We start from the raw sequence: 17,096 nt of genomic DNA, 5'->3' as shown, positions 1-17,096 counted from the left end.
GCATGCCGGGTGGTGTGGGAGGGGTGGAGCCTCATGGCTCCCCCCTATCCCGATTGGCAATATTGCCCCCAGATATATGCTTATTCCATAATTGACAGGAATCGCTTCTGGAGATTTGCCTATGATTGATATTGCCTGGAACAATTTCACGCCCTGGTCCGCCCTCGGCGGCGGCATTTTGATTGGCCTGGCGGCCGCCAGCTTCATCCTGCTCAATGGCCGTATTGCCGGCATCAGCGGTATTCTTGGCGGGCTTCTTACGCCGGCAAAGGACGATATCCTCTGGCGCCTCGCCTTCCTTGGCGGGCTTGTTGGTGCCCCCCTGCTCTGGCTCCTCGTTGCCGACCTGCCCCCGATCCGAATTGAGGCGGGCTATCCCGCTGTGATCATTGCCGGTTTGCTCGTGGGCATAGGCACCCGCTACGGCTCAGGCTGCACCAGTGGCCACGGTGTATGCGGGCTGTCTAGATTATCCGTGCGGTCACTGGCGGCCACCGCCAGCTTTATGGGTGCCGGTTTCGTCACCGTTTATGTGATCCGCCATCTGTTGGGAGTCTAATGCCATGAAATACACACTTGCTTCACTGTTCGCCGGTCTGATCTTCGGGGTCGGCCTTCTGGTATCCGGCATGGCCAACCCCGAAAAGGTACTGGATTTTCTCGATATCGCGGGCCAGTGGGATCCTTCCCTTGCCCTGGTAATGGCTGGCGCCATTCTGGTGGGTATCTTTGCCTTTACCATGGCGCGCCAGCGCACGCTGTCGTTCCTCGGTTTCAGCATGAAGCTTCCCTCCAGCACCAAAGTCGACAAGCGCCTGGTGGTTGGTGGACTCACCTTCGGTGTGGGCTGGGGAATCGCCGGATTCTGCCCAGGCCCCGGACTGGTGGCACTGGGAGCCGGCGAAGCCAAAGCGGTGGTGTTTGTGGCTGCCATGGTGGCCGGCATGGCGCTGTTTGAACTGATCGAGCGGCAGCGCGCGAAAGCCTGACCGATTTCTGATACCTTTCTTCGCCATCAGCCTGAAACAGTGGCCGCGGTATGCGATCATGCCTGCATTCCCGTGGCCCAACCAGACGAGGACACCCGATGGATCCCCGAAAAATTGACGACACCATTTCCGTAGCTCCCCAGATTTCGGTAGACGACGTGGCAGAGGCCGCGCGCCTCGGCTTCCGAACCCTGGTGGCCAACCGACCTGATCATGAGGAACCCGGCCAGCCGCCGATGTCCGAACTGGAAGCCGCCGCCCGCAACCATGGCCTCAACTGGGTATACATGCCGGTCGAGTCCGGCAACATCAGCGATCAGGACGTGGACCGCTTCGCCCCAATGATCCGTGACGCCGAGAAGCCCGTACTGGCCTTTTGTCGGTCAGGCACCCGCTGCACGGTTCTGTGGGCTCTGAGCGCGGCCCGCCACACCCCCGCCAACGAGATTTTCACCAAGGCTCGCGGCGCCGGGTATGATATCGCTGGTCTGGCGCCCCGCATGGCCCAACAGGCGTCCAGGCAGGACTGACATCCCAAGAGCTAACCACGGTCAGGATCAACCACATGCGATATAAAGGTTCCGAGAACTTCAGCCACAACCAGCCCGAACGACTCGGGGTGCTGGTTACCAACCTCGGCACGCCGGATGCACCAACAACCTCGGCCCTGCGTCGGTACCTCGCTGAATTTCTATCGGACCCACGGGTGGTTGAGCTGCCCCGCCCGCTCTGGTGGCTGATCCTGCACGGGGTGATTCTGCGCATCAGGCCGAGGCGCAGTGCTCAGGCTTATGCCGGCGTATGGCAGCCGGACGGATCGCCGCTGCTCATTCACACGGCCAAACAGGCAGAAGGTATCCGGGAAGCCCTCAAGGCCAAGTACGGCCCCGACGTGGTGGTGGGTTTTGCCATGCGCTATGGCAATCCATCCATACCACGGGTTCTGGACGAGATGCAGGAGCAAGGTGTCCGGAAATTGCTGGTGCTGCCCCTCTACCCCCAGTATTCGGCGTCCACCTCGGCTTCTACGTTCGATGCCATTGCAAAGGATTTCAGCAAGCGTCGCTGGCTGCCGGATTTCAGGTTTGTCTCTCACTACCCTGACTACCCTCCTTACATCGAGGCCATGGCCCGTCATATCGAGGCGCACTGGGCCAACCACGGACGCAACCAGAAGCTGGTATTCTCCTATCACGGGGTGCCGCTGAAATACCTGACCAAAGGCGACCCCTACCATTGCGAATGCCACAAGACCTCGCGGCTGCTGGCCGAACGCCTTGGTCTGGGACGGGAAGACTACCTGACCACCTTCCAGTCCCGATTTGGCAAGGAAGAGTGGCTGAAACCCTACACTGACGAGACCCTCAAGGCTCTCCCCGGCCAGGGCACCAAGTCGATCGACGTGTTCTGCCCGGGTTTTTCCTCGGACTGCCTGGAAACGATCGAGGAGATCAACGAAGAAAATCGGGAATACTTCATTGAAGCCGGCGGGGAAGCGTTCAGTTACATCACGGCTCTAAATGCCACACCCGGACACATTGACGCCCTGGTGCAACTGATTGAGGAAAACCTGCAGGGCTGGCAGAAGCCTGCTAACGAACCGGAAGATCTGTCAGCGCGACAGCAGCGCGCCGATGCGCAGAAAGACCTGACCTATCCGGGCCGGGATCTCTGATTCCGGTTCGGCCGCCGTCTTTGGGCATCATCTACTACAGGGTTTGGGGAATTCGGGGAATCTGGAGAGGAAGAAAGGAAAAATGGCGGTGGGCCAGGGATTCGAACCCCGGGAGGGCTACTAACCCTCGGCGGTTTTCAAGACCGCTGCATTCAGCCACTCTGCCAGCCCACCGTTTTTCCATTGCTGCCGTTGCGACAGCGGTGTGCATGATACCGGAATTGCCTGTGCTGTCAACGCTCTGCATAAAACCCGCCGTATTTTTCAACATTAACGGTTTTTAATGGAATCCGGGAACAAGTTTCCTGTCGTAAATGATTGAAAGTTGCGTATCTGACATTATGATGGGAATCAGTATCCAGTCGTTATAAACGGAGATGACAATGGAAGACAGACGATTCGGCGTTCAGAACTCTCAGGGAGCCTATTCAACTCCCCAGACCGAACGCGCGACCGCGGGTATCAGCGATGATGCCATGAAGGTGTTGCGTAACACCTACATGCTCCTCGGCATGACCCTCGCCTTTTCGGCACTCACCGCGTTCCTGAACATGAACGGAACCCATCCGGGCTTCCTGATCACCATTGTGGGATACATTGGCCTGCTGTTCGCCACCTACAAACTGAAGAATAGCCCCTGGGGCATCCTGACCACCTTCGCACTCACCGGTTTCATGGGCTACACCCTTGGGCCGATCATTGGCGCGTTCGTGGCCGCTGGAGCTTCCCAGATCGTCGCTCAGGCGCTGACCCTCACCGCTGTTGCTTTCGTGGGTCTGTCCGCCACCGCGATCATCACCAAGAAAGACTTCAGCTTCATGTCCAGCTTCCTGACCGCCGGCGCGTTCGTGCTGATCGGCGCCATGGTACTGGCCTTCATCATGGAGAGTTCAGCGCTGCATCTGGCTGTTTCCGCAGGCTTTACAATCTTTGCCTCCATCATGATCCTGTTCGAGACCAGCCAGATCATCAAGGGCGGCGAGCGCAATTACATTATCGCCACCGTTGGCCTGTACGTGTCCATCTACAACCTCTTTGTGAGCCTGCTGCACCTGCTCTCTGCCTTCAGCGGCGAAGACTGAGACAGGCTCATCAGCCTCACATACGAGCCCCGGCAGTTGCCGGGGCTTTTGCTTTAGGTACACTGAAAGCCTCGAACCCTGATCCACGCCCCGAACCCAAAGAACGGTAATCATGGCCGCCACTGATCGCGACTCCTTCACCCTGGTAATTACCGGTGCGCCTTACGCGTCACAGGCGCCCCAGACCGCCCTGGCCTTTGCCCGGGCAGCGCTGGAGGCGGGCCACCGGATAGACCGGGTTTTTCTGTATGGCGAAGGCGTGCATCTGGCCTCGGCGCTCAGCACACCTCCATCCGACGAAACCCACTGGCCCAGGGAGTGGGCGAGCTTCCTGCAGGCGCAGGAAATTCCGGGCATTGCCTGTATCGCTTCAGCGTTGCGTCGTGGCCTGGTGGATGAGTCGGAACAGCGGAGATACGAGCTTTCCTCCCACAACCTGCTCTCTCCGTTCCAGATTGCCGGTCTCGGGGAGTGGGTTGAAGGCCGCATCAAGTCCACGCGCACACTCTATTTCCACGGCGGGAGCTGACCATGAGCACGCTGATCGTAATCGACCAGGCACCCTACGGCAGTTGGGCTGGCCGAGAGGCGCTGGACATGACGTTTTCACTGGCGGCCTTTGACCAGGAGGCGGCCTTGCTCTTCACCGGGCCTGGCGTGAACTGGCTCCGGAAGGCCCAGCAGGCATCAGAAATCGGCCAGAAAACCGTGGAAAAGAACCTGGCCGCAGCACCGGTGTTCGGTATTGAAGCGATCATGGCTGACCGCTCAGCCTGCGCTCGCTACGGCCTGAGTGAGGCGTCGTTGATCGCAGGCGTCGCCCTCGTAGACCCGGGCCCGGACCTGTACCGACAATACGATCACACAGCGTTCGCAGGTTAAACCATGGCCGAGTATCCAACCCTGCACATTCTGAACAAAGCCCCGGAGCATCCCCGCACCGCACAATGCCTGGCGGCACTGGCCCCGGACGATGCCCTGCTTCTGATTGAAAACGGCACCCTGCTCCTCGCCACCCAGGGCGCGCCAGCTGCGTGTCAGCTGTTCGCATTGGCGCCGGATATTCAGGCACGCGGGCTACGGGTGGACACCAAACAGATGAAAACGGTGGATTACAGCGACATGGTATCGCTATCACTGGCGGCAAAACGGGTAATCAGCTGGTAAGGCCTATGACGAACCCAACGATGCCACAGCGCAACAACGAGGGCTTTCTTGAGGATGCGTACGCCTGGGATGAGCAGGTTGCGGAAGTCATTGCCTCAGAGGATGGCCTTTCATTGACCGAAAATCACTGGGAAATCCTGCACTTCCTGAGGGATTTTTACAAAGAGCATGAGATGTCACCGCCATCGAATCGGCTGTTCGTGAAGGCGGTCAAGGAAGCGCTGGGCGAAGACCGGGGCAACAGTATTTACCTGATGCAGCTGTTCCCGGGTACGCCGGCTAAAACAGCCTGCCGGATTGCCGGCCTGCCCCGGCCTACGAACTGCCTGTAGACTCTCCCGGGGTCCGGGCGTCGCGCCGGCTCCGCTCAAGGTCGGCCGCCGATCCGAGAAAACTGCTCAGTCCGTTCTCAAAGAGCCCCGAGCCGAACTTCAGAAACTGGCGCGTGGATTCCTTCACGGTGCCGTCCCAGGCGGTTTCTGGCAGTTCTCTGAGACTCTCGGCCACGCCCTTCTTTACGCCCCGCGACACCGCCGGCTCTATGGCCTGCCCGGCTTCAATCAGAGACGCCACCTTCTGGTCCAGATAGGGCCTGACCACCAGCCGCCAGAACGCCCAGAGCGTCATCAGAACCACGCCCGCTGTGGCAACTATCTGTATTGTCAGCATCGTCCAGAAAGACATAGTGCCTCCTCCTCAATGTGTAAATCAGCCAGTACTGCGACCTCTGAAACAACCGATCACAGAACCGACAGAGATGCGAACTGTAGAAGACCGGCCAGGGCGCCGAGAATACCGCCCACAACCATCAACTGGACCTCCTCCTCACGGAACGCCGGGCGAAGGATATCCTGGAACTCGTGAGGCTTGAGGGCCTTCATCTGGCTGGCAAGGACAGAGGCCACCACCGGCGCCCGCTCGCGGTTGAAGGCCGGGTCGCTGAACACGTCTCGGGTAGCCAGCACGGCCTTCTGGTTCATCACCTTTTTCAGCTCGGTGTAGCCCGTCATACCCACAGTTACCTGGGCCGTTAGCTTCATCACCACGGAATTGTCGAGCAGAGGCCTGAGATGCTTCTGGATGATCGCCCTGGTGCGATCGCCGTGCTTGCCGTTAATCATGGCATCGGCGACTTTCTCGACGGTAATCAGCTCTTCGGCAACCAGCTTCGCCCAGATATCGCTGATCTCCGACTGCCGGCGCAGGAAAAGGCCCTGGAGTTTCCAGAACAGAATACGGCGCGGTTTGAGCGGAGCGAAAATCAGGTTGATAGCAATCCAGTTGGTGACGAAGCCCACGACAAAACCACCCACCGGCAACAACCACGGTTCGGGAAAACGGGTCCACAGCGGCACCAGCAATGCCCCGAGAAGGCCGCCGATCACCGCACCGCGGCGGATGACCGATTGCAGCTCTACGGCACCCGCCTGCTTGAAAATCCGGTTCATGATATCCGGATGCCGCTCCAGCTCCCGGCTGAGCAGAGCCTTGAGGTCGACGAGTTCGTTCAGGTCATCTCCGAAATCCTCCACCAGTTCCTCGACACGGGAGGGTAGCTGCTCCCGTGCCCACTGGTAGATGCGGTTCCGGACGAAGAGCGGCAGGTTGTCCCACAGCACCGGCTGGATCTCGTACATCACTTCATCAATGTACTCGTCCATCCTTGGGGTTACCTGGGAAATAACCTGCTCAACGATGCGCTGGGGCTCAAGCTGCCGGTAAACCGCATTCAGATCCCCGAACTGCTGCAGCGTGCGATCGATGCAGATGTGGGCCATTTTCTCGGCCTTGCGGGGAATAACGCCCTGCCAGCCGATCAATCCAACGCCAACGAACTGGACCGGATAGAACGACATCTGGATGGCCAGCCAGTTGGTGAGCCAACCGACCACGGCCGCCATGATGGGCACGGAAAGAAGTGCAGCGTCGAACAAGTTTGACCCCGGTCTGAGAATGAAATCGGTTCGGCCACTCAACGGCCAGCCAGGACAGACCGCATGGTAACCGTCTGCCGTTTCTGTTTATGTGACGCATGATGAAGTAATTGAAAAGTCACAACATTGGCCGTGCAGCCAGTAACAGACGGGAATTGCGGCAGATAGCCGTGAACTTTAACGCGGATGGGCGCCGGCATCGCGCCCTCCGCGGGCGCGATCGGCGAAGAGAAACCGATTACTGGTAGTAAGCGTTCTCAGTGTAGGAGTGGTCGGTAACGTCGCGTACCGCGGTAATTTCCGGAACCCGCTCCTTGAGAGTGGACTCGACGCCCTGTTTGAGGGTCAGACTGACGGCAGAACAGCCCTGGCAGCCACCACCAAATCGCAGAACCGCAACCGACTCATCAACGATTTCCACCAGGGACACATCGCCGCCGTGCGCGGCCAGGTTGGGATTGATCTCGGACGCCAGCACGTAGTTAACGCGATCCGGTAGCGGTGCATCATCGTCGATCTTCGGCACCTTGGCGTTCGGGGCCTTGATGGTCAGCTGGCCGCCCATCTGATCCTTGGAGTAATCCACGTAGGCTTCCTCCAGGAACGGCACCGAGTTGTGATCCAGGTACAGCGTGAACTTCTCGAGATCCAACTGTTCGTCAGTCGGTACCACCTCGTTGGGCGGACAGTAAGCCAGACAGGTTTCTGCGTGCTTGGTGCCGGGCTGGGTGACAAAGATACGTACGCCCATACCCTCAACGTCCTGCTTTTCGATCAGTTGTGCGAGGTAATCCCTCGCGGAATCAGTCACAGTAACCAGTGCCATGTTTCCAACCCATTTGAAAGTTTGACCTCATTTTAAGTGAGTTCGCGGGAACATGAAAGACCAAGTAAAATAGTCGGGCTTTACCGGCGTAATGAATTTCCCCTACGAAAGCTCATGTCGGGAAAGCAATTGATAATCGTCATTCGTACTAAGACGGGCTTGGGCATTTTTGCTATGATCCCGCGCCTCTGACTTCGATAGATATTCGATAAAGCGCCTTAACCGACACCCGGAAGTAAACCTATGACCGACCGTACCACCCGTCTCAACCAGCTCCACAAGGCCCTGCAGGAAAGAATCGTGATCCTGGATGGCGGTATGGGCACCATGATCCAGAACCTGAAGCTGGATGAGCAGGCGTTCCGGGGCGATCGGTTTGCGGGTTATGACCGGGAGGTCCAGGGCAACAACGACCTGCTCAACCTCACCCAGCCCGCCCTGCTCCGCATCATTCACGCGGATTACCTGGATGCCGGCGCGGACATTATCGAGACCAACACCTTTAACTCCACCCGACTGTCCCAGGCCGATTACGGGCTTGAGGTGATTGCCAAAGAGCTGAACGTGGCGGCGGCAGAGCTGGCCCGGCAGGTCGCGGACGAGTACACCGCCCGAAATCCGGCCAAACCACGGTTCGTTGCCGGCGCGGTCGGGCCCACGTCGCGAACCGCGTCTATCTCACCGGACGTTAACAACCCCGGCTACCGCAATGTCGATTTCCAGACCCTGGTCGACAACTATTACGAGGCGGTTGAAGGACTGGTGGAAGGCGGCTGCGACCTGATCCTGATTGAAACCATTTTTGACACCCTCAACGCCAAGGCGGCGATCTACGCCACCCAGCAGTACTTCGAAGACAGCGGTACCGAGCTGCCGATCATGATCTCCGGCACCATTACCGATGCCTCTGGCCGTACCCTGTCTGGCCAGACCACCGAAGCCTTCTGGAACTCCGTCGCCCACGCCAAACCCATTTCCGTGGGCCTGAACTGCGCCCTGGGCGCCGATGCCCTGCGCCCCTACGTCGAAGAGCTGTCGAACAAGGCAGAAACCTACGTCAGTGCCCACCCCAACGCCGGCCTGCCCAATGAATTCGGCGAGTACGACCAGACGCCGGAGGAGATGGCCGAGATTATTGAGGGGTTTGCCCGGGACGGCTTCCTGAACATCATCGGCGGCTGCTGCGGTTCACGACCGGACCATATCGAAGCCATCGCAAAAGCCGTGGCCAAATATCCGCCCCGGAAAATTCCCGAACGCCCCAAGGCCCTGCGTCTGTCTGGCCTTGAGCCATTCACCGGCGACGACAACGTGCTGTTCATCAACGTCGGTGAGCGCACCAACGTGACCGGCTCCAAGCGCTTCCTCCGGCTGATCAAGGAGGAACAGTACGAAGAGGCCCTGAGCGTTGCGCGCGACCAGGTGGAGAACGGCGCCCAGATCATTGATATCAACATGGATGAGGGCATGCTGGAGTCCAAGGAAGTGATGGTCACTTTCCTGAACCTGGTAGCCTCGGAGCCGGACATCTCCAAAGTGCCCATCATGATCGATTCCTCCAAATGGGATGTGATCGAGGCCGGCCTGCGCTGCATCCAGGGCAAGGCCGTCGTCAACTCCATCAGTCTCAAGGAAGGCGAGGAAGAGTTCATCAAGCGCGCCCGCGACTGCATGCGCTACGGCGCCGCGGTTGTGGTCATGGCGTTTGACGAAAAGGGCCAGGCCGACACCTACGAGCGCAAGACCGAGATCTGCAAGCGCTCCTACGAGGTGCTCACGGGCATTGGTTTCAATCCAGCCGACATCATCTTCGACCCGAACATCTTCGCCATTGCCACCGGCATCGAAGAGCACAACAACTACGCGGTGGACTTTATCAACGCCACCCGCTGGATCCGGGAGAACCTCCCCCACGCCTCCATCTCCGGCGGCGTAAGTAACGTGTCCTTCTCGTTCCGTGGCAACGACGTGGTCCGAGAGGCCATTCATTCGGTGTTCCTGTATCACGCCATCAAGGCCGGCATGAACATGGGCATCGTCAACCCCGGCCAGTTGGTGATCTACGACGAGATTGACCCGGAACTCAAAGAGCTGGTGGAAGACGTCGTCCTGAACCGGCGCGGCGATGCCACTGACCGCCTGCTGGAGATCGCAGAGCGATACAAGGGCAAAGGCGGCAAGACCCAGGAGGAAGACCTCGCCTGGCGTGAGTGGCCAGTCGAGAAACGTCTCGAGCATGCCCTGGTAAAAGGCATCACCACCTACATCATCGAGGATACCGAGGCGTGTCGGCAGAATGCAGACCACCCGATCGAGGTGATCGAAGGGCCTCTGATGGATGGCATGAACGTGGTCGGCGACCTGTTCGGCGACGGCAAGATGTTCCTGCCGCAGGTGGTGAAAAGTGCCCGCGTCATGAAGCAGGCGGTCGCCCATCTGATCCCCTATATTGAGGCCGAGAAAACCGAAGGCCAGCAGGCCAAGGGCAAGATCCTGATGGCCACGGTGAAGGGCGATGTCCACGACATCGGCAAGAACATCGTCGGCGTGGTGCTGCAGTGCAACAACTACGAAGTAATCGACCTGGGCGTAATGGTGCCCTGCGACAAGATCCTGGACGCCGCTAAAGAGCACAATGTCGATCTGATCGGTCTGAGCGGACTGATCACCCCTTCCCTGGACGAGATGGTGCACGTGGCCCGTGAAATGCAGCGGCTCGATTTCAACATCCCGCTGATGATCGGCGGCGCCACCACCTCCAAGGCGCACACGGCGGTCAAGATTGAGCCCCAGTACAAGAACGACATTGCCCTGTACGTCTCGGACGCCTCGCGCTGCGTGAATGTGGCGTCGCAGCTACTCAGCAAGACCGCCAAGCCCGACTTTGTCAGCGCGGCCCGCAACGAATACGACGAGATACGGGAACGGCGCAAGAACCGGGGCGAGCGCACCAAGCTGGTATCGCTGAAGGAAGCCCGCGAACGTGCGCCGGAGATCGCCTTTGAGGGTTACCAGCCTCCCAAGCCGGCCTTTACCGGCGTTCGGGTGTTTGAGGAATATGACCTGGAAGAGCTGGTAGACTACATCGACTGGACGCCCTTTTTCCTGTCCTGGGACATTTCCGGAAAATACCCGGCTATTTTTGACGACCCCAAGCGCGGCGAGGCGGCCCGGAACCTGTTCGACGACGCCCAGAAAATCCTGAGGCGGATGATCGACGAGAAGCGGGTCACTGCCCGTGGCGTCATCGGTTTCTGGCCGGCGAATCGGCGTGGGGACGACATCGTGCTTTATACCGACGAAAGCCGGAGCAAGGAACTCACCACCCTGCACCACCTGCGTCAGCAGGACGACAAGGCACCCGGCAAGCCAATGATGGCGCTCTCGGACTTTGTTGCCCCGGAGGACACGGACACCCTGGATTACGTCGGCGGTTTTGCGGTGACCACCGGCATTGGCGCTGAAGAGTTCTCCGTGGAATTCAAGGACGCCAACGATGACTACAACGCCATCATGGTAAAAGCCCTTGCCGACCGTCTGGCAGAAGCCTTCGCCGAGCGCATGCACGAGCGGGTCCGTAAGGAGTTCTGGGGTTACGCCAACGAAGAGCAGCTCGCAAACGAGGATCTGATCAAGGAGCGGTACCGCGGTATCCGTCCTGCGCCAGGCTACCCGGCCTGCCCGGACCACACCGAGAAAGCAACCCTGTTCAGTCTCCTGCAGGCTACCGAGAATGCCGGTATCGAGCTGACAGAGCATTTCGCCATGTTCCCGGCCGCCGCCGTATCGGGCTGGTATTTCGCCCACCCGGACTCCAAGTATTTCGCCGTGGGCAAGATTGGCGCAGACCAGGTTGAGGACTATGCTGAACGCAAGGGCGTCTCAAAGGCCGACGCCGAGCGCTGGCTGGCTCCCAGCCTTGCTTACGATCCCGCTGAATAGAAGGGTTACATCGGGAAACCAGAAAGAGGAACGGGTTATGTCAGAATCCACCGGAACAGACAAACAGCGCAATGCGAAACGTCGGGGGCCGGGGGTTCTGAAGGTAATGCAGAGCATTCTGGCCGGCGCTTTCGGGGTGCAGTCCGATAAGCGCCGGGAGGAAGACTTCTCAAGCCACAGCCCGTGGCCCTACATCATCGCGGGCATACTGTTTACGGCGGGCTTTGTGGTGGGCCTGATCGTCATCGTGAAACTGGTGCTAGCCAGTCAGTGACCCTACTGGCCGGACACCCACACCACGGCAAATGCAACGACGAGCATAACCAGCAGAATCGCGGCAACCGCATCTACCTGGCTGTCCGGGCGAGTTGATTTGTTCATATCAGTTTCCTCTTTCCGAGTTTGTTCTCTGGAAGGCCTTCCGTTACCTTCAAGTTAAGCAGTTAATTGATATTCGTCCAGTCCATTGTTCCGCCTGCTTATCGCCTGAATCGATAACTATATTTTGAAATAATCATTTTAAGAATAAAAAGCCGCTGTTATCCTTCCCGGCAGATATAAGGCACCAGCCTGAATATGACGCGTTAAATCAGGATTTCCCCACTATGTACGTATACGATGAACACGATCGGCAAATGGCTGCCGAGAGGGTTGCACAGTTCCGTGACCAGACCGAACGAGCTCTGGCTGGCGAGCTTGCCGAAGATGAGTTTCTTCCCCTTCGTCTGCAGAACGGCCTGTACGTTCAGCGTCTGGCTCCCATGCTCCGGATCTGTGTTCCCTACGGCATGTTGCGCTCTGACCAGCTGCGCAGGCTTGCCCGCATTACCCGGGACTACGACAAGGGCTACGCCCACTTCACCACCCGCCAGAACGTCCAGTTGAACTGGCCGGCGCTGGAAGATGTGCCCGATATCCTGGCGGAACTGGCGGAAGTGGAAATGCACGCCAACCAGACCAGCGGTAACTGCATTCGCAACACCACAACCGACCAGTTTTCCGGGGTGCAGTCCGATGAGATTGCCGATCCCCGGCCCTATTGCGAGATTATCCGCCAGTGGTCGACGTTCCATCCGGAATTCGCATTCCTGCCCCGTAAGTTCAAAGTCGCGGTAAATGCGTCCGAGCACACGGATCGGGCCGCTATCCAGGTTCACGACATCGGCCTGCAGATGGTGCGCAACGACGCCGGCGAGCTGGGCTTCCGTGTTCACGTGGGCGGCGGTCTTGGCCGTACGCCGATGGTAGGGCCGGTCATCCGCGAGTTCCTGCCGGAGCTGGATCTGCTCACGTATCTGGAAGCGGTACTGCGCGTCTACAACCGCTACGGTCGCCGCGACAACAAGTTCAAGGCGCGGATCAAGATTCTGGTGAAAGCGCTGACCCCCGAGGGCTTTGCTGAAAAGGTGGAGGCCGAGTGGCAGCACATCAAGGATTCCCCTAGCCGCCTTACCCGGGAAGCCATTGAGCGTATCCAGGCCTACTTTACCGAGCCTGACTATGCGGACCTGGCGAATGCCACCGATCTTCTGGCAAAGCAGCGTTTTGAGAATCGCGAGTTCGACCAGTGGCTTGCCCACAACGTGGACACCCACAAAAAGCCTGGGTATGCCATTGTCACGCTGACCATGAAGAAAACCGGTACACCTCCGGGCGATGTGACCGATCGTCAGCTCGAGCAGATTGCCGATCTGGCGGATGACTACAGCTTTGGTGAGGTGCGGGTAACGCACCAGCAGAACGTGGTGCTGGCGGATGTGCGCCAGGATCGTCTGCTGGAGCTCTGGCAGGCCATCACCCCCATGGGTTTCGGTACCGCCAACCTGAACACCCTGACTGACGTGATCTGCTGCCCCGGTGGCGACTACTGCGCCCTGGCCAACGCCAAGTCCATTCCGGTGGCCGAGGCCATCCAGCGCAAGTTCGACGACCTGGATTACCTCTACGACCTGGGCAACATCGACCTGAACATTTCCGGCTGCATGAATGCCTGTGGCCACCACCATGTGGGCAACATCGGTGTGCTTGGCGTGGACAAGAAAGGTGAGGAGTTCTACCAGATCAGCCTGGGCGGCTCCTCCCACCACGATGCTGCCATCGGGAAGATCCTCGGGCCCTCGTTTGCCCGGGAAGAAATGCCCGAGGTCATTGCCAAGATCATTGATGTGTATGTCGACAAGCGCACCGAAGAGGAAACCTTCCTCGACACGTACCGGCGCGTTGGAATTGATCCTTTCAAGGAGCGGGTTTATGCCTAACGTTATCGCTTCGGATGGCACCATCCGCCAGGACAACTGGGTGGTGGTACCACGCCCCGCCGAGGGCGAATCCCTGGATATTCCCTCCGCTCAGCCTGCGCTGATTCCCGCGGATCTCTGGCTGGCCGGCTACGAGCATTTCACAGGTCGACAGGACATCGGCGTGTGGTTTGACAGCCATGACGAGCCGGAGATCCTGGAAGGTCGCGTTAATGAGCTGCCGGTGATTGCGGTGAATTTCCCGAAGTTCAGCGATGGGCGCGGTTACAGCATTGGGCGTCTGCTGCGCGAGCGCTTCGGCTATGTGAATGAGCTGAGGGCCATCGGGGATGTCCTGCTGGACCAGCTCCAGTTCATGAAGCGCTGCGGCTTTGACGCCTATGTGCTGCGCCCCGACAAGGACATTACCAAGGCTCAGCGTTGCCTGAACTTCTTTAGTCAGGGCTACCAGGCAGCGACGGATACCGACATTCCGCTGTTTCGGCGAAGGGCTTCCTGAGTCCGGTTGAACGGAACGAGAAAAGGGGCGTAAAACGCCCCTTTTTTATTTCACGAGCTGTTGCTGTGCCCGATTACTTCCCGTGATCAAGCACAATCTTCCCGGAAGATTCACCTTTCAGAAATGCTTTCAGTGCCTCATCCAGGTCTTTTCGACCAATATCCCGGGCTGAAGCTTGAGTTTTAGGGCACGCCCACTCACCCGCGAATTTTTTCCAGACTGCCTCTTTTTCCGCAAGTGGAATTTCCACTGAATCAACGCCCAGCAGGTTTACCCCACGCAGAATGAACGGCAGCACGGTCGTTTGAAGACCCGGGCCAGCCACGAGGCCACAGCAGGACACCGATCCTCCCGGCTGGATCTGTTTGAGCAGTTCGGCCAGCGGACCACCGCCCACGGTATCCACGGCATTGGCGAAGGCCGGTTTTACCAGGGGTTTCTTCTCCTCGGCCAGCGTGTCGCGACCAAGCACTTCCTTCGCCCCCAGGCCTTTGAGGTCATCAGCGTGGTCGGCCTTGCCACTGATGGCAACAACGTCGAAGCCCAGTTTTGCCAGCAACTCCACCGCCACGGTACCAACCGCACCGGACGCACCGGTCACCGCAACCCTGCCTTGTTCCGGCTTTGCGCCCATGGTCAGGAGCTTTTGCACGCACAAACCAGCTGTCAGGCCGGCAGTACCGTAGATCATGGCGGTTCGTGAATCCCAGCCGGACGGCATGGGTACGCACCAGGCGGCAGGAACCCGGATGTATTCGCCAAAGCCGCCGGCGGTATTCATACCCAGATCGTAGCCGGTAACGATAACGGGCGTACCCGGGGCCGGATTGCCGGTGGCGGATTCGACCACCTCTCCCGCGGCATCAATACCGGGGGTGTGAGGAAAGTTGCGGGTTACACCCTTGTTACCGGATGCCGACAGGGCATCCTTGTAGTTTAATGAGGAATGGCTGACCCGAACCAGAACCTCCCCCTCTGGAAGATCGGCTGTACTCAGGGTCTGTTCACTGCCGACGTACTCGCCATTCTGTTCTTCCACCCGCCAGGCTTTGAATTCGGTGTTGGTTGTCATTGTGCTTCCCCGTTGTCGTTGGACTACTGGAATTTCTGGTTCCGGAAGACGCCCAGAACTTTCCAGACGGTGTGTTCGAGCGCCACACTGGTGGCCAGCCCGAGCTTTTCCGGAAGGCTACGCTTGCGCTGGTAACTCACCGAGACTACGTCTGCCCGGTCGCAGGCTTCAATCAGATATTCGTCGGATGTCTTGATCTCATCGATCAGTTTTACATCCAGCGCCCGTTTGCCGAACCAGATGTCGCCATTGGCCACCGCCGCGATGTCGAGGTCTGGCCGACGTTCGCTGACGTACTCCTTGAACAGCCCGTGGGTGTCCTCAAGGTCCTCCAGGAACTTCTGGCGGCCTTTGTCGGTATTCTCCCCAAAGATGGTGAGGGTGCGCTTGTGCTCCCCTGCAGTGAGCACCTCGAAATCGACGTCGTTCTTTTTAAGAAACCGGTGGAAATTCGGCAGCTGGGCGACCACGCCGATGGAACCGAGGATGGCGAACGGGGACGCGACAATCCGGTCGGCCACGCAGGCCATCATGTAGCCACCGCTGGCCGCAACCTTGTCGACACAGGCGGTCAGCCGAACACCCTTGCTACGAATGCGGTCCAGCTGTGCGGCCGCCAGACCATAGGAGTGTACGAGTCCACCGCCACTTTCCAGACGGATCACCACTTCGTCCCTTTCCGGATCGGCAACGCTGAGCACGGCGGTAATCGCCCGACGCAGAGGGTCGGTATCGCTGGCCTTGATATCGCCATCGAAGTCGAGCACAAAGACGCGCCCACGGCTTGAGTCCTCGTCTGACTCTTCTTTTTTCTTTTTGCTCGCCTTCTTCTCCAGCTTATCCTTCTTCTTGCGGGCCTTCTCGAACACCTTGCGTTGCTGATCAGACATCAGCCTGGCTTCAATGGCCTCCCGCAATTTCCGGTATTTCTCATTCAGTTTCCGGATCTTGAGTTCGCCCTCGCCGTCCTGATCGCCACGATCCTTCTGGGCGGCCGATACAACCACCGAGATCACCACCACGGCCGTAATCACGAAGGTGACGATCTTGGCCAAGAACAAACCGTATTCTGTGAGGAACTCCAAGGTGTTTCTCCATCTGTGTGTGCTGAAGGGTAAAGTGTAACTTACCGAAATTACGGTGATAAGAAGAGCAAAAAAATTAAAACAAGCGTTCGATCGACCTTGACAGGACCGACCACTCACCATAAAGTCGGATTGCGAGGTCGGCTCTGCCCGGGAACCCCTCAGGCTCAGGCCTCCGGGGACACCCAGCCGTCGTGATCATGAATAGACAACCATCAAAAGGGTAAAACCATGTCTGTAGCTCAGGTATTTGAACAGCTCGAACAGAATTTCAACGCAGACGCAGCGCAAGGCCTGGACCTGGTATTCCAGTTCGACATCGAGGACGACAAAACCTATCACCTGGTCATCAACGACGGCACCTGCAAGCTGCACGAAGGCGCCCATGACGATCCTTCCGTTACCCTGATCATGAGCTCCGAAACCCTTCAGGGCATCGTTTCAGGCGAAACCGATGGTATGCAGGCATTCATGGCGGGCCAACTGCGCGCCGAAGGTGACATGATGCTGGCAACCAAGCTGGGTGAACTGTTCAAGATGGGCTGATGGCCGCCTCAACGGACATCC

19 protein-coding genes and 1 tRNA gene are annotated in these 17,096 nt (G+C 58.6%); 14 read left to right on the top strand and 6 right to left on the bottom strand.

The annotated features are described in order from the left end of the window. Nucleotides 1–121: 121 nt before the first annotated feature. The 4 genes from ACFC20_RS10855 to hemH all read left to right on the top strand — a co-directional run bounded on the left by ACFC20_RS10855 (nucleotide 122) and on the right by hemH (nucleotide 2,664). Complete coding sequence (locus ACFC20_RS10855) at nucleotides 122–559, top strand: YeeE/YedE family protein (RefSeq protein ID WP_375193028.1); 438 nt, start codon at nucleotides 122–124, stop codon at nucleotides 557–559. Between the two features lie 4 nt (nucleotides 560–563). Further along, nucleotides 564–989 (top strand): DUF6691 family protein, encoded by a 426-nt coding sequence (locus ACFC20_RS10850; protein WP_375193027.1) that lies wholly within the window; start codon nucleotides 564–566, stop codon nucleotides 987–989. 98 nt (nucleotides 990–1,087) lie between these two features. Continuing rightward, nucleotides 1,088–1,519, top strand: a complete 432-nt coding sequence (locus ACFC20_RS10845; protein ID WP_375193026.1) for a TIGR01244 family sulfur transferase — start codon at nucleotides 1,088–1,090, stop codon at nucleotides 1,517–1,519. A gap of 35 nt (nucleotides 1,520–1,554) precedes the next feature. Then, nucleotides 1,555–2,664 (top strand): ferrochelatase, encoded by a 1,110-nt coding sequence (gene hemH, locus ACFC20_RS10840; protein ID WP_375193025.1) that lies wholly within the window; start codon nucleotides 1,555–1,557, stop codon nucleotides 2,662–2,664. Between the two features lie 83 nt (nucleotides 2,665–2,747). Here the strand turns inward: hemH and ACFC20_RS10835 are convergent. Next, a tRNA-Ser gene (locus ACFC20_RS10835) sits at nucleotides 2,748–2,838 on the bottom strand. A gap of 209 nt (nucleotides 2,839–3,047) precedes the next feature. Between ACFC20_RS10835 and ACFC20_RS10830 the strand changes: the two genes are divergently transcribed. The 5 genes from ACFC20_RS10830 (at nucleotide 3,048) to ACFC20_RS10810 (ending at nucleotide 5,245) form a co-directional block, all read left to right on the top strand. Next, nucleotides 3,048–3,746 carry a Bax inhibitor-1/YccA family protein gene (locus tag ACFC20_RS10830; RefSeq protein ID WP_375193024.1) on the top strand — a complete coding sequence of 233 codons (699 nt, stop codon included), beginning with the start codon at nucleotides 3,048–3,050 and terminating at the stop codon, nucleotides 3,744–3,746. A 112-nt stretch (nucleotides 3,747–3,858) separates the two neighbouring features. Beyond that, the gene (gene tusD / locus ACFC20_RS10825; RefSeq protein WP_375193023.1) at nucleotides 3,859–4,275 is read left to right on the top strand and encodes a sulfurtransferase complex subunit TusD; all 417 of its coding nucleotides are present in this window, start codon (nucleotides 3,859–3,861) and stop codon (nucleotides 4,273–4,275) included. 2 nt (nucleotides 4,276–4,277) lie between these two features. Further along, on the top strand, nucleotides 4,278–4,628 hold the full coding sequence (locus ACFC20_RS10820) for a DsrE family protein (protein ID WP_375193022.1): 351 nt from the start codon (nucleotides 4,278–4,280) through the stop codon (nucleotides 4,626–4,628). Between the two features lie 3 nt (nucleotides 4,629–4,631). Then, nucleotides 4,632–4,913 carry a sulfurtransferase complex subunit TusB gene (gene tusB, locus ACFC20_RS10815; RefSeq protein ID WP_375193021.1) on the top strand — a complete coding sequence of 94 codons (282 nt, stop codon included), beginning with the start codon at nucleotides 4,632–4,634 and terminating at the stop codon, nucleotides 4,911–4,913. 5 nt (nucleotides 4,914–4,918) lie between these two features. Then, a complete protein-coding gene (locus tag ACFC20_RS10810) occupies nucleotides 4,919–5,245 on the top strand; it encodes a TusE/DsrC/DsvC family sulfur relay protein (protein WP_375193020.1) in 327 nt (108 codons plus the stop codon). Here the strand turns inward: ACFC20_RS10810 and ACFC20_RS10805 are convergent. The 3 genes from ACFC20_RS10805 to nfuA form a co-directional block, all read right to left on the bottom strand. Next, nucleotides 5,229–5,597, bottom strand: coding sequence for a hypothetical protein (locus ACFC20_RS10805; RefSeq protein ID WP_375193019.1), 369 nt, complete (start codon nucleotides 5,595–5,597; stop codon nucleotides 5,229–5,231). The two genes, ACFC20_RS10810 and ACFC20_RS10805, sit on opposite strands and share 17 nt — an antisense overlap. A 56-nt stretch (nucleotides 5,598–5,653) precedes the next feature. Continuing rightward, entirely contained in the window at nucleotides 5,654–6,847 is a 1,194-nt protein-coding gene (locus ACFC20_RS10800; RefSeq protein ID WP_375193018.1) for a DUF445 domain-containing protein, read from the bottom strand. 238 nt (nucleotides 6,848–7,085) lie between these two features. Further along, the gene (gene nfuA / locus ACFC20_RS10795; RefSeq protein WP_375193017.1) at nucleotides 7,086–7,673 is read right to left on the bottom strand and encodes a Fe-S biogenesis protein NfuA; all 588 of its coding nucleotides are present in this window, start codon (nucleotides 7,671–7,673) and stop codon (nucleotides 7,086–7,088) included. Nucleotides 7,674–7,916: 243 nt separating this feature from the next. On the opposite strand from nfuA, the gene metH reads away from it, so the two are divergent. The 4 genes from metH (at nucleotide 7,917) to ACFC20_RS10775 (ending at nucleotide 14,372) form a co-directional block, all read left to right on the top strand. Next, a complete protein-coding gene (gene metH, locus ACFC20_RS10790) occupies nucleotides 7,917–11,615 on the top strand; it encodes a methionine synthase (protein WP_375193016.1) in 3,699 nt (1,232 codons plus the stop codon). A 37-nt stretch (nucleotides 11,616–11,652) separates the two neighbouring features. Further along, nucleotides 11,653–11,889: a DUF2970 domain-containing protein gene (locus ACFC20_RS10785; RefSeq protein ID WP_375193015.1), complete on the top strand. Its 237-nt coding sequence runs from the start codon at nucleotides 11,653–11,655 to the stop codon at nucleotides 11,887–11,889. A gap of 331 nt (nucleotides 11,890–12,220) precedes the next feature. Then, nucleotides 12,221–13,873: a nitrite/sulfite reductase gene (locus ACFC20_RS10780; protein ID WP_375193014.1), complete on the top strand. Its 1,653-nt coding sequence runs from the start codon at nucleotides 12,221–12,223 to the stop codon at nucleotides 13,871–13,873. After that, nucleotides 13,866–14,372, top strand: coding sequence for a DUF934 domain-containing protein (locus tag ACFC20_RS10775; protein ID WP_375193013.1), 507 nt, complete (start codon nucleotides 13,866–13,868; stop codon nucleotides 14,370–14,372). Before ACFC20_RS10780 ends, ACFC20_RS10775 begins: the two co-directional genes overlap by 8 nt. A gap of 73 nt (nucleotides 14,373–14,445) precedes the next feature. Here ACFC20_RS10775 and ACFC20_RS10770 read toward each other — a convergent pair whose 3' ends face one another. Then, entirely contained in the window at nucleotides 14,446–15,444 is a 999-nt protein-coding gene (locus ACFC20_RS10770) for a YhdH/YhfP family quinone oxidoreductase (protein ID WP_375193012.1), read from the bottom strand. A 23-nt stretch (nucleotides 15,445–15,467) separates the two neighbouring features. Further along, a complete protein-coding gene (gene sohB / locus ACFC20_RS10765) occupies nucleotides 15,468–16,529 on the bottom strand; it encodes a protease SohB (protein ID WP_375193011.1) in 1,062 nt (353 codons plus the stop codon). A 231-nt stretch (nucleotides 16,530–16,760) separates the two neighbouring features. Here sohB and ACFC20_RS10760 point away from each other — a divergent pair, with 231 nt between their 5' ends. Further along, the gene (locus ACFC20_RS10760) at nucleotides 16,761–17,075 is read left to right on the top strand and encodes an SCP2 sterol-binding domain-containing protein (protein ID WP_091985448.1); all 315 of its coding nucleotides are present in this window, start codon (nucleotides 16,761–16,763) and stop codon (nucleotides 17,073–17,075) included. Nucleotides 17,076–17,096: the final 21 nt, after the last annotated feature.

It is taken from the genome of Marinobacter sp. (assembly GCF_041984545.1).
Taxonomy (GTDB): Bacteria; Pseudomonadota; Gammaproteobacteria; order Pseudomonadales; family Oleiphilaceae; genus Marinobacter.
This window is presented reverse-complemented; position numbering and strand designations above follow the sequence as displayed.

What these genes read in the sequence shown, in the direction of transcription:
- ACFC20_RS10855 (WP_375193028.1), top strand. Translation starts at nt 122, where the DNA reads ATGATTGATATTGCCTGGAACAATTTCACGCCCTGGTCCGCCCTCGGC.
- ACFC20_RS10850 (WP_375193027.1), top strand. Translation starts at nt 564, where the DNA reads ATGAAATACACACTTGCTTCACTGTTCGCCGGTCTGATCTTCGGGGTC.
- ACFC20_RS10845 (WP_375193026.1), top strand. Translation starts at nt 1,088, where the DNA reads ATGGATCCCCGAAAAATTGACGACACCATTTCCGTAGCTCCCCAGATT.
- hemH (WP_375193025.1), top strand. Translation starts at nt 1,555, where the DNA reads ATGCGATATAAAGGTTCCGAGAACTTCAGCCACAACCAGCCCGAACGA.
- ACFC20_RS10830 (WP_375193024.1), top strand. Translation starts at nt 3,048, where the DNA reads ATGGAAGACAGACGATTCGGCGTTCAGAACTCTCAGGGAGCCTATTCA.
- tusD (WP_375193023.1), top strand. Translation starts at nt 3,859, where the DNA reads ATGGCCGCCACTGATCGCGACTCCTTCACCCTGGTAATTACCGGTGCG.
- ACFC20_RS10820 (WP_375193022.1), top strand. Translation starts at nt 4,278, where the DNA reads ATGAGCACGCTGATCGTAATCGACCAGGCACCCTACGGCAGTTGGGCT.
- tusB (WP_375193021.1), top strand. Translation starts at nt 4,632, where the DNA reads ATGGCCGAGTATCCAACCCTGCACATTCTGAACAAAGCCCCGGAGCAT.
- ACFC20_RS10810 (WP_375193020.1), top strand. Translation starts at nt 4,919, where the DNA reads ATGACGAACCCAACGATGCCACAGCGCAACAACGAGGGCTTTCTTGAG.
- ACFC20_RS10805 (WP_375193019.1), bottom strand. Translation starts at nt 5,597, where the DNA reads ATGTCTTTCTGGACGATGCTGACAATACAGATAGTTGCCACAGCGGGC.
- nfuA (WP_375193017.1), bottom strand. Translation starts at nt 7,673, where the DNA reads ATGGCACTGGTTACTGTGACTGATTCCGCGAGGGATTACCTCGCACAA.
- metH (WP_375193016.1), top strand. Translation starts at nt 7,917, where the DNA reads ATGACCGACCGTACCACCCGTCTCAACCAGCTCCACAAGGCCCTGCAG.
- ACFC20_RS10785 (WP_375193015.1), top strand. Translation starts at nt 11,653, where the DNA reads ATGTCAGAATCCACCGGAACAGACAAACAGCGCAATGCGAAACGTCGG.
- ACFC20_RS10780 (WP_375193014.1), top strand. Translation starts at nt 12,221, where the DNA reads ATGTACGTATACGATGAACACGATCGGCAAATGGCTGCCGAGAGGGTT.
- ACFC20_RS10775 (WP_375193013.1), top strand. Translation starts at nt 13,866, where the DNA reads ATGCCTAACGTTATCGCTTCGGATGGCACCATCCGCCAGGACAACTGG.
- ACFC20_RS10770 (WP_375193012.1), bottom strand. Translation starts at nt 15,444, where the DNA reads ATGACAACCAACACCGAATTCAAAGCCTGGCGGGTGGAAGAACAGAAT.
- ACFC20_RS10760 (WP_091985448.1), top strand. Translation starts at nt 16,761, where the DNA reads ATGTCTGTAGCTCAGGTATTTGAACAGCTCGAACAGAATTTCAACGCA.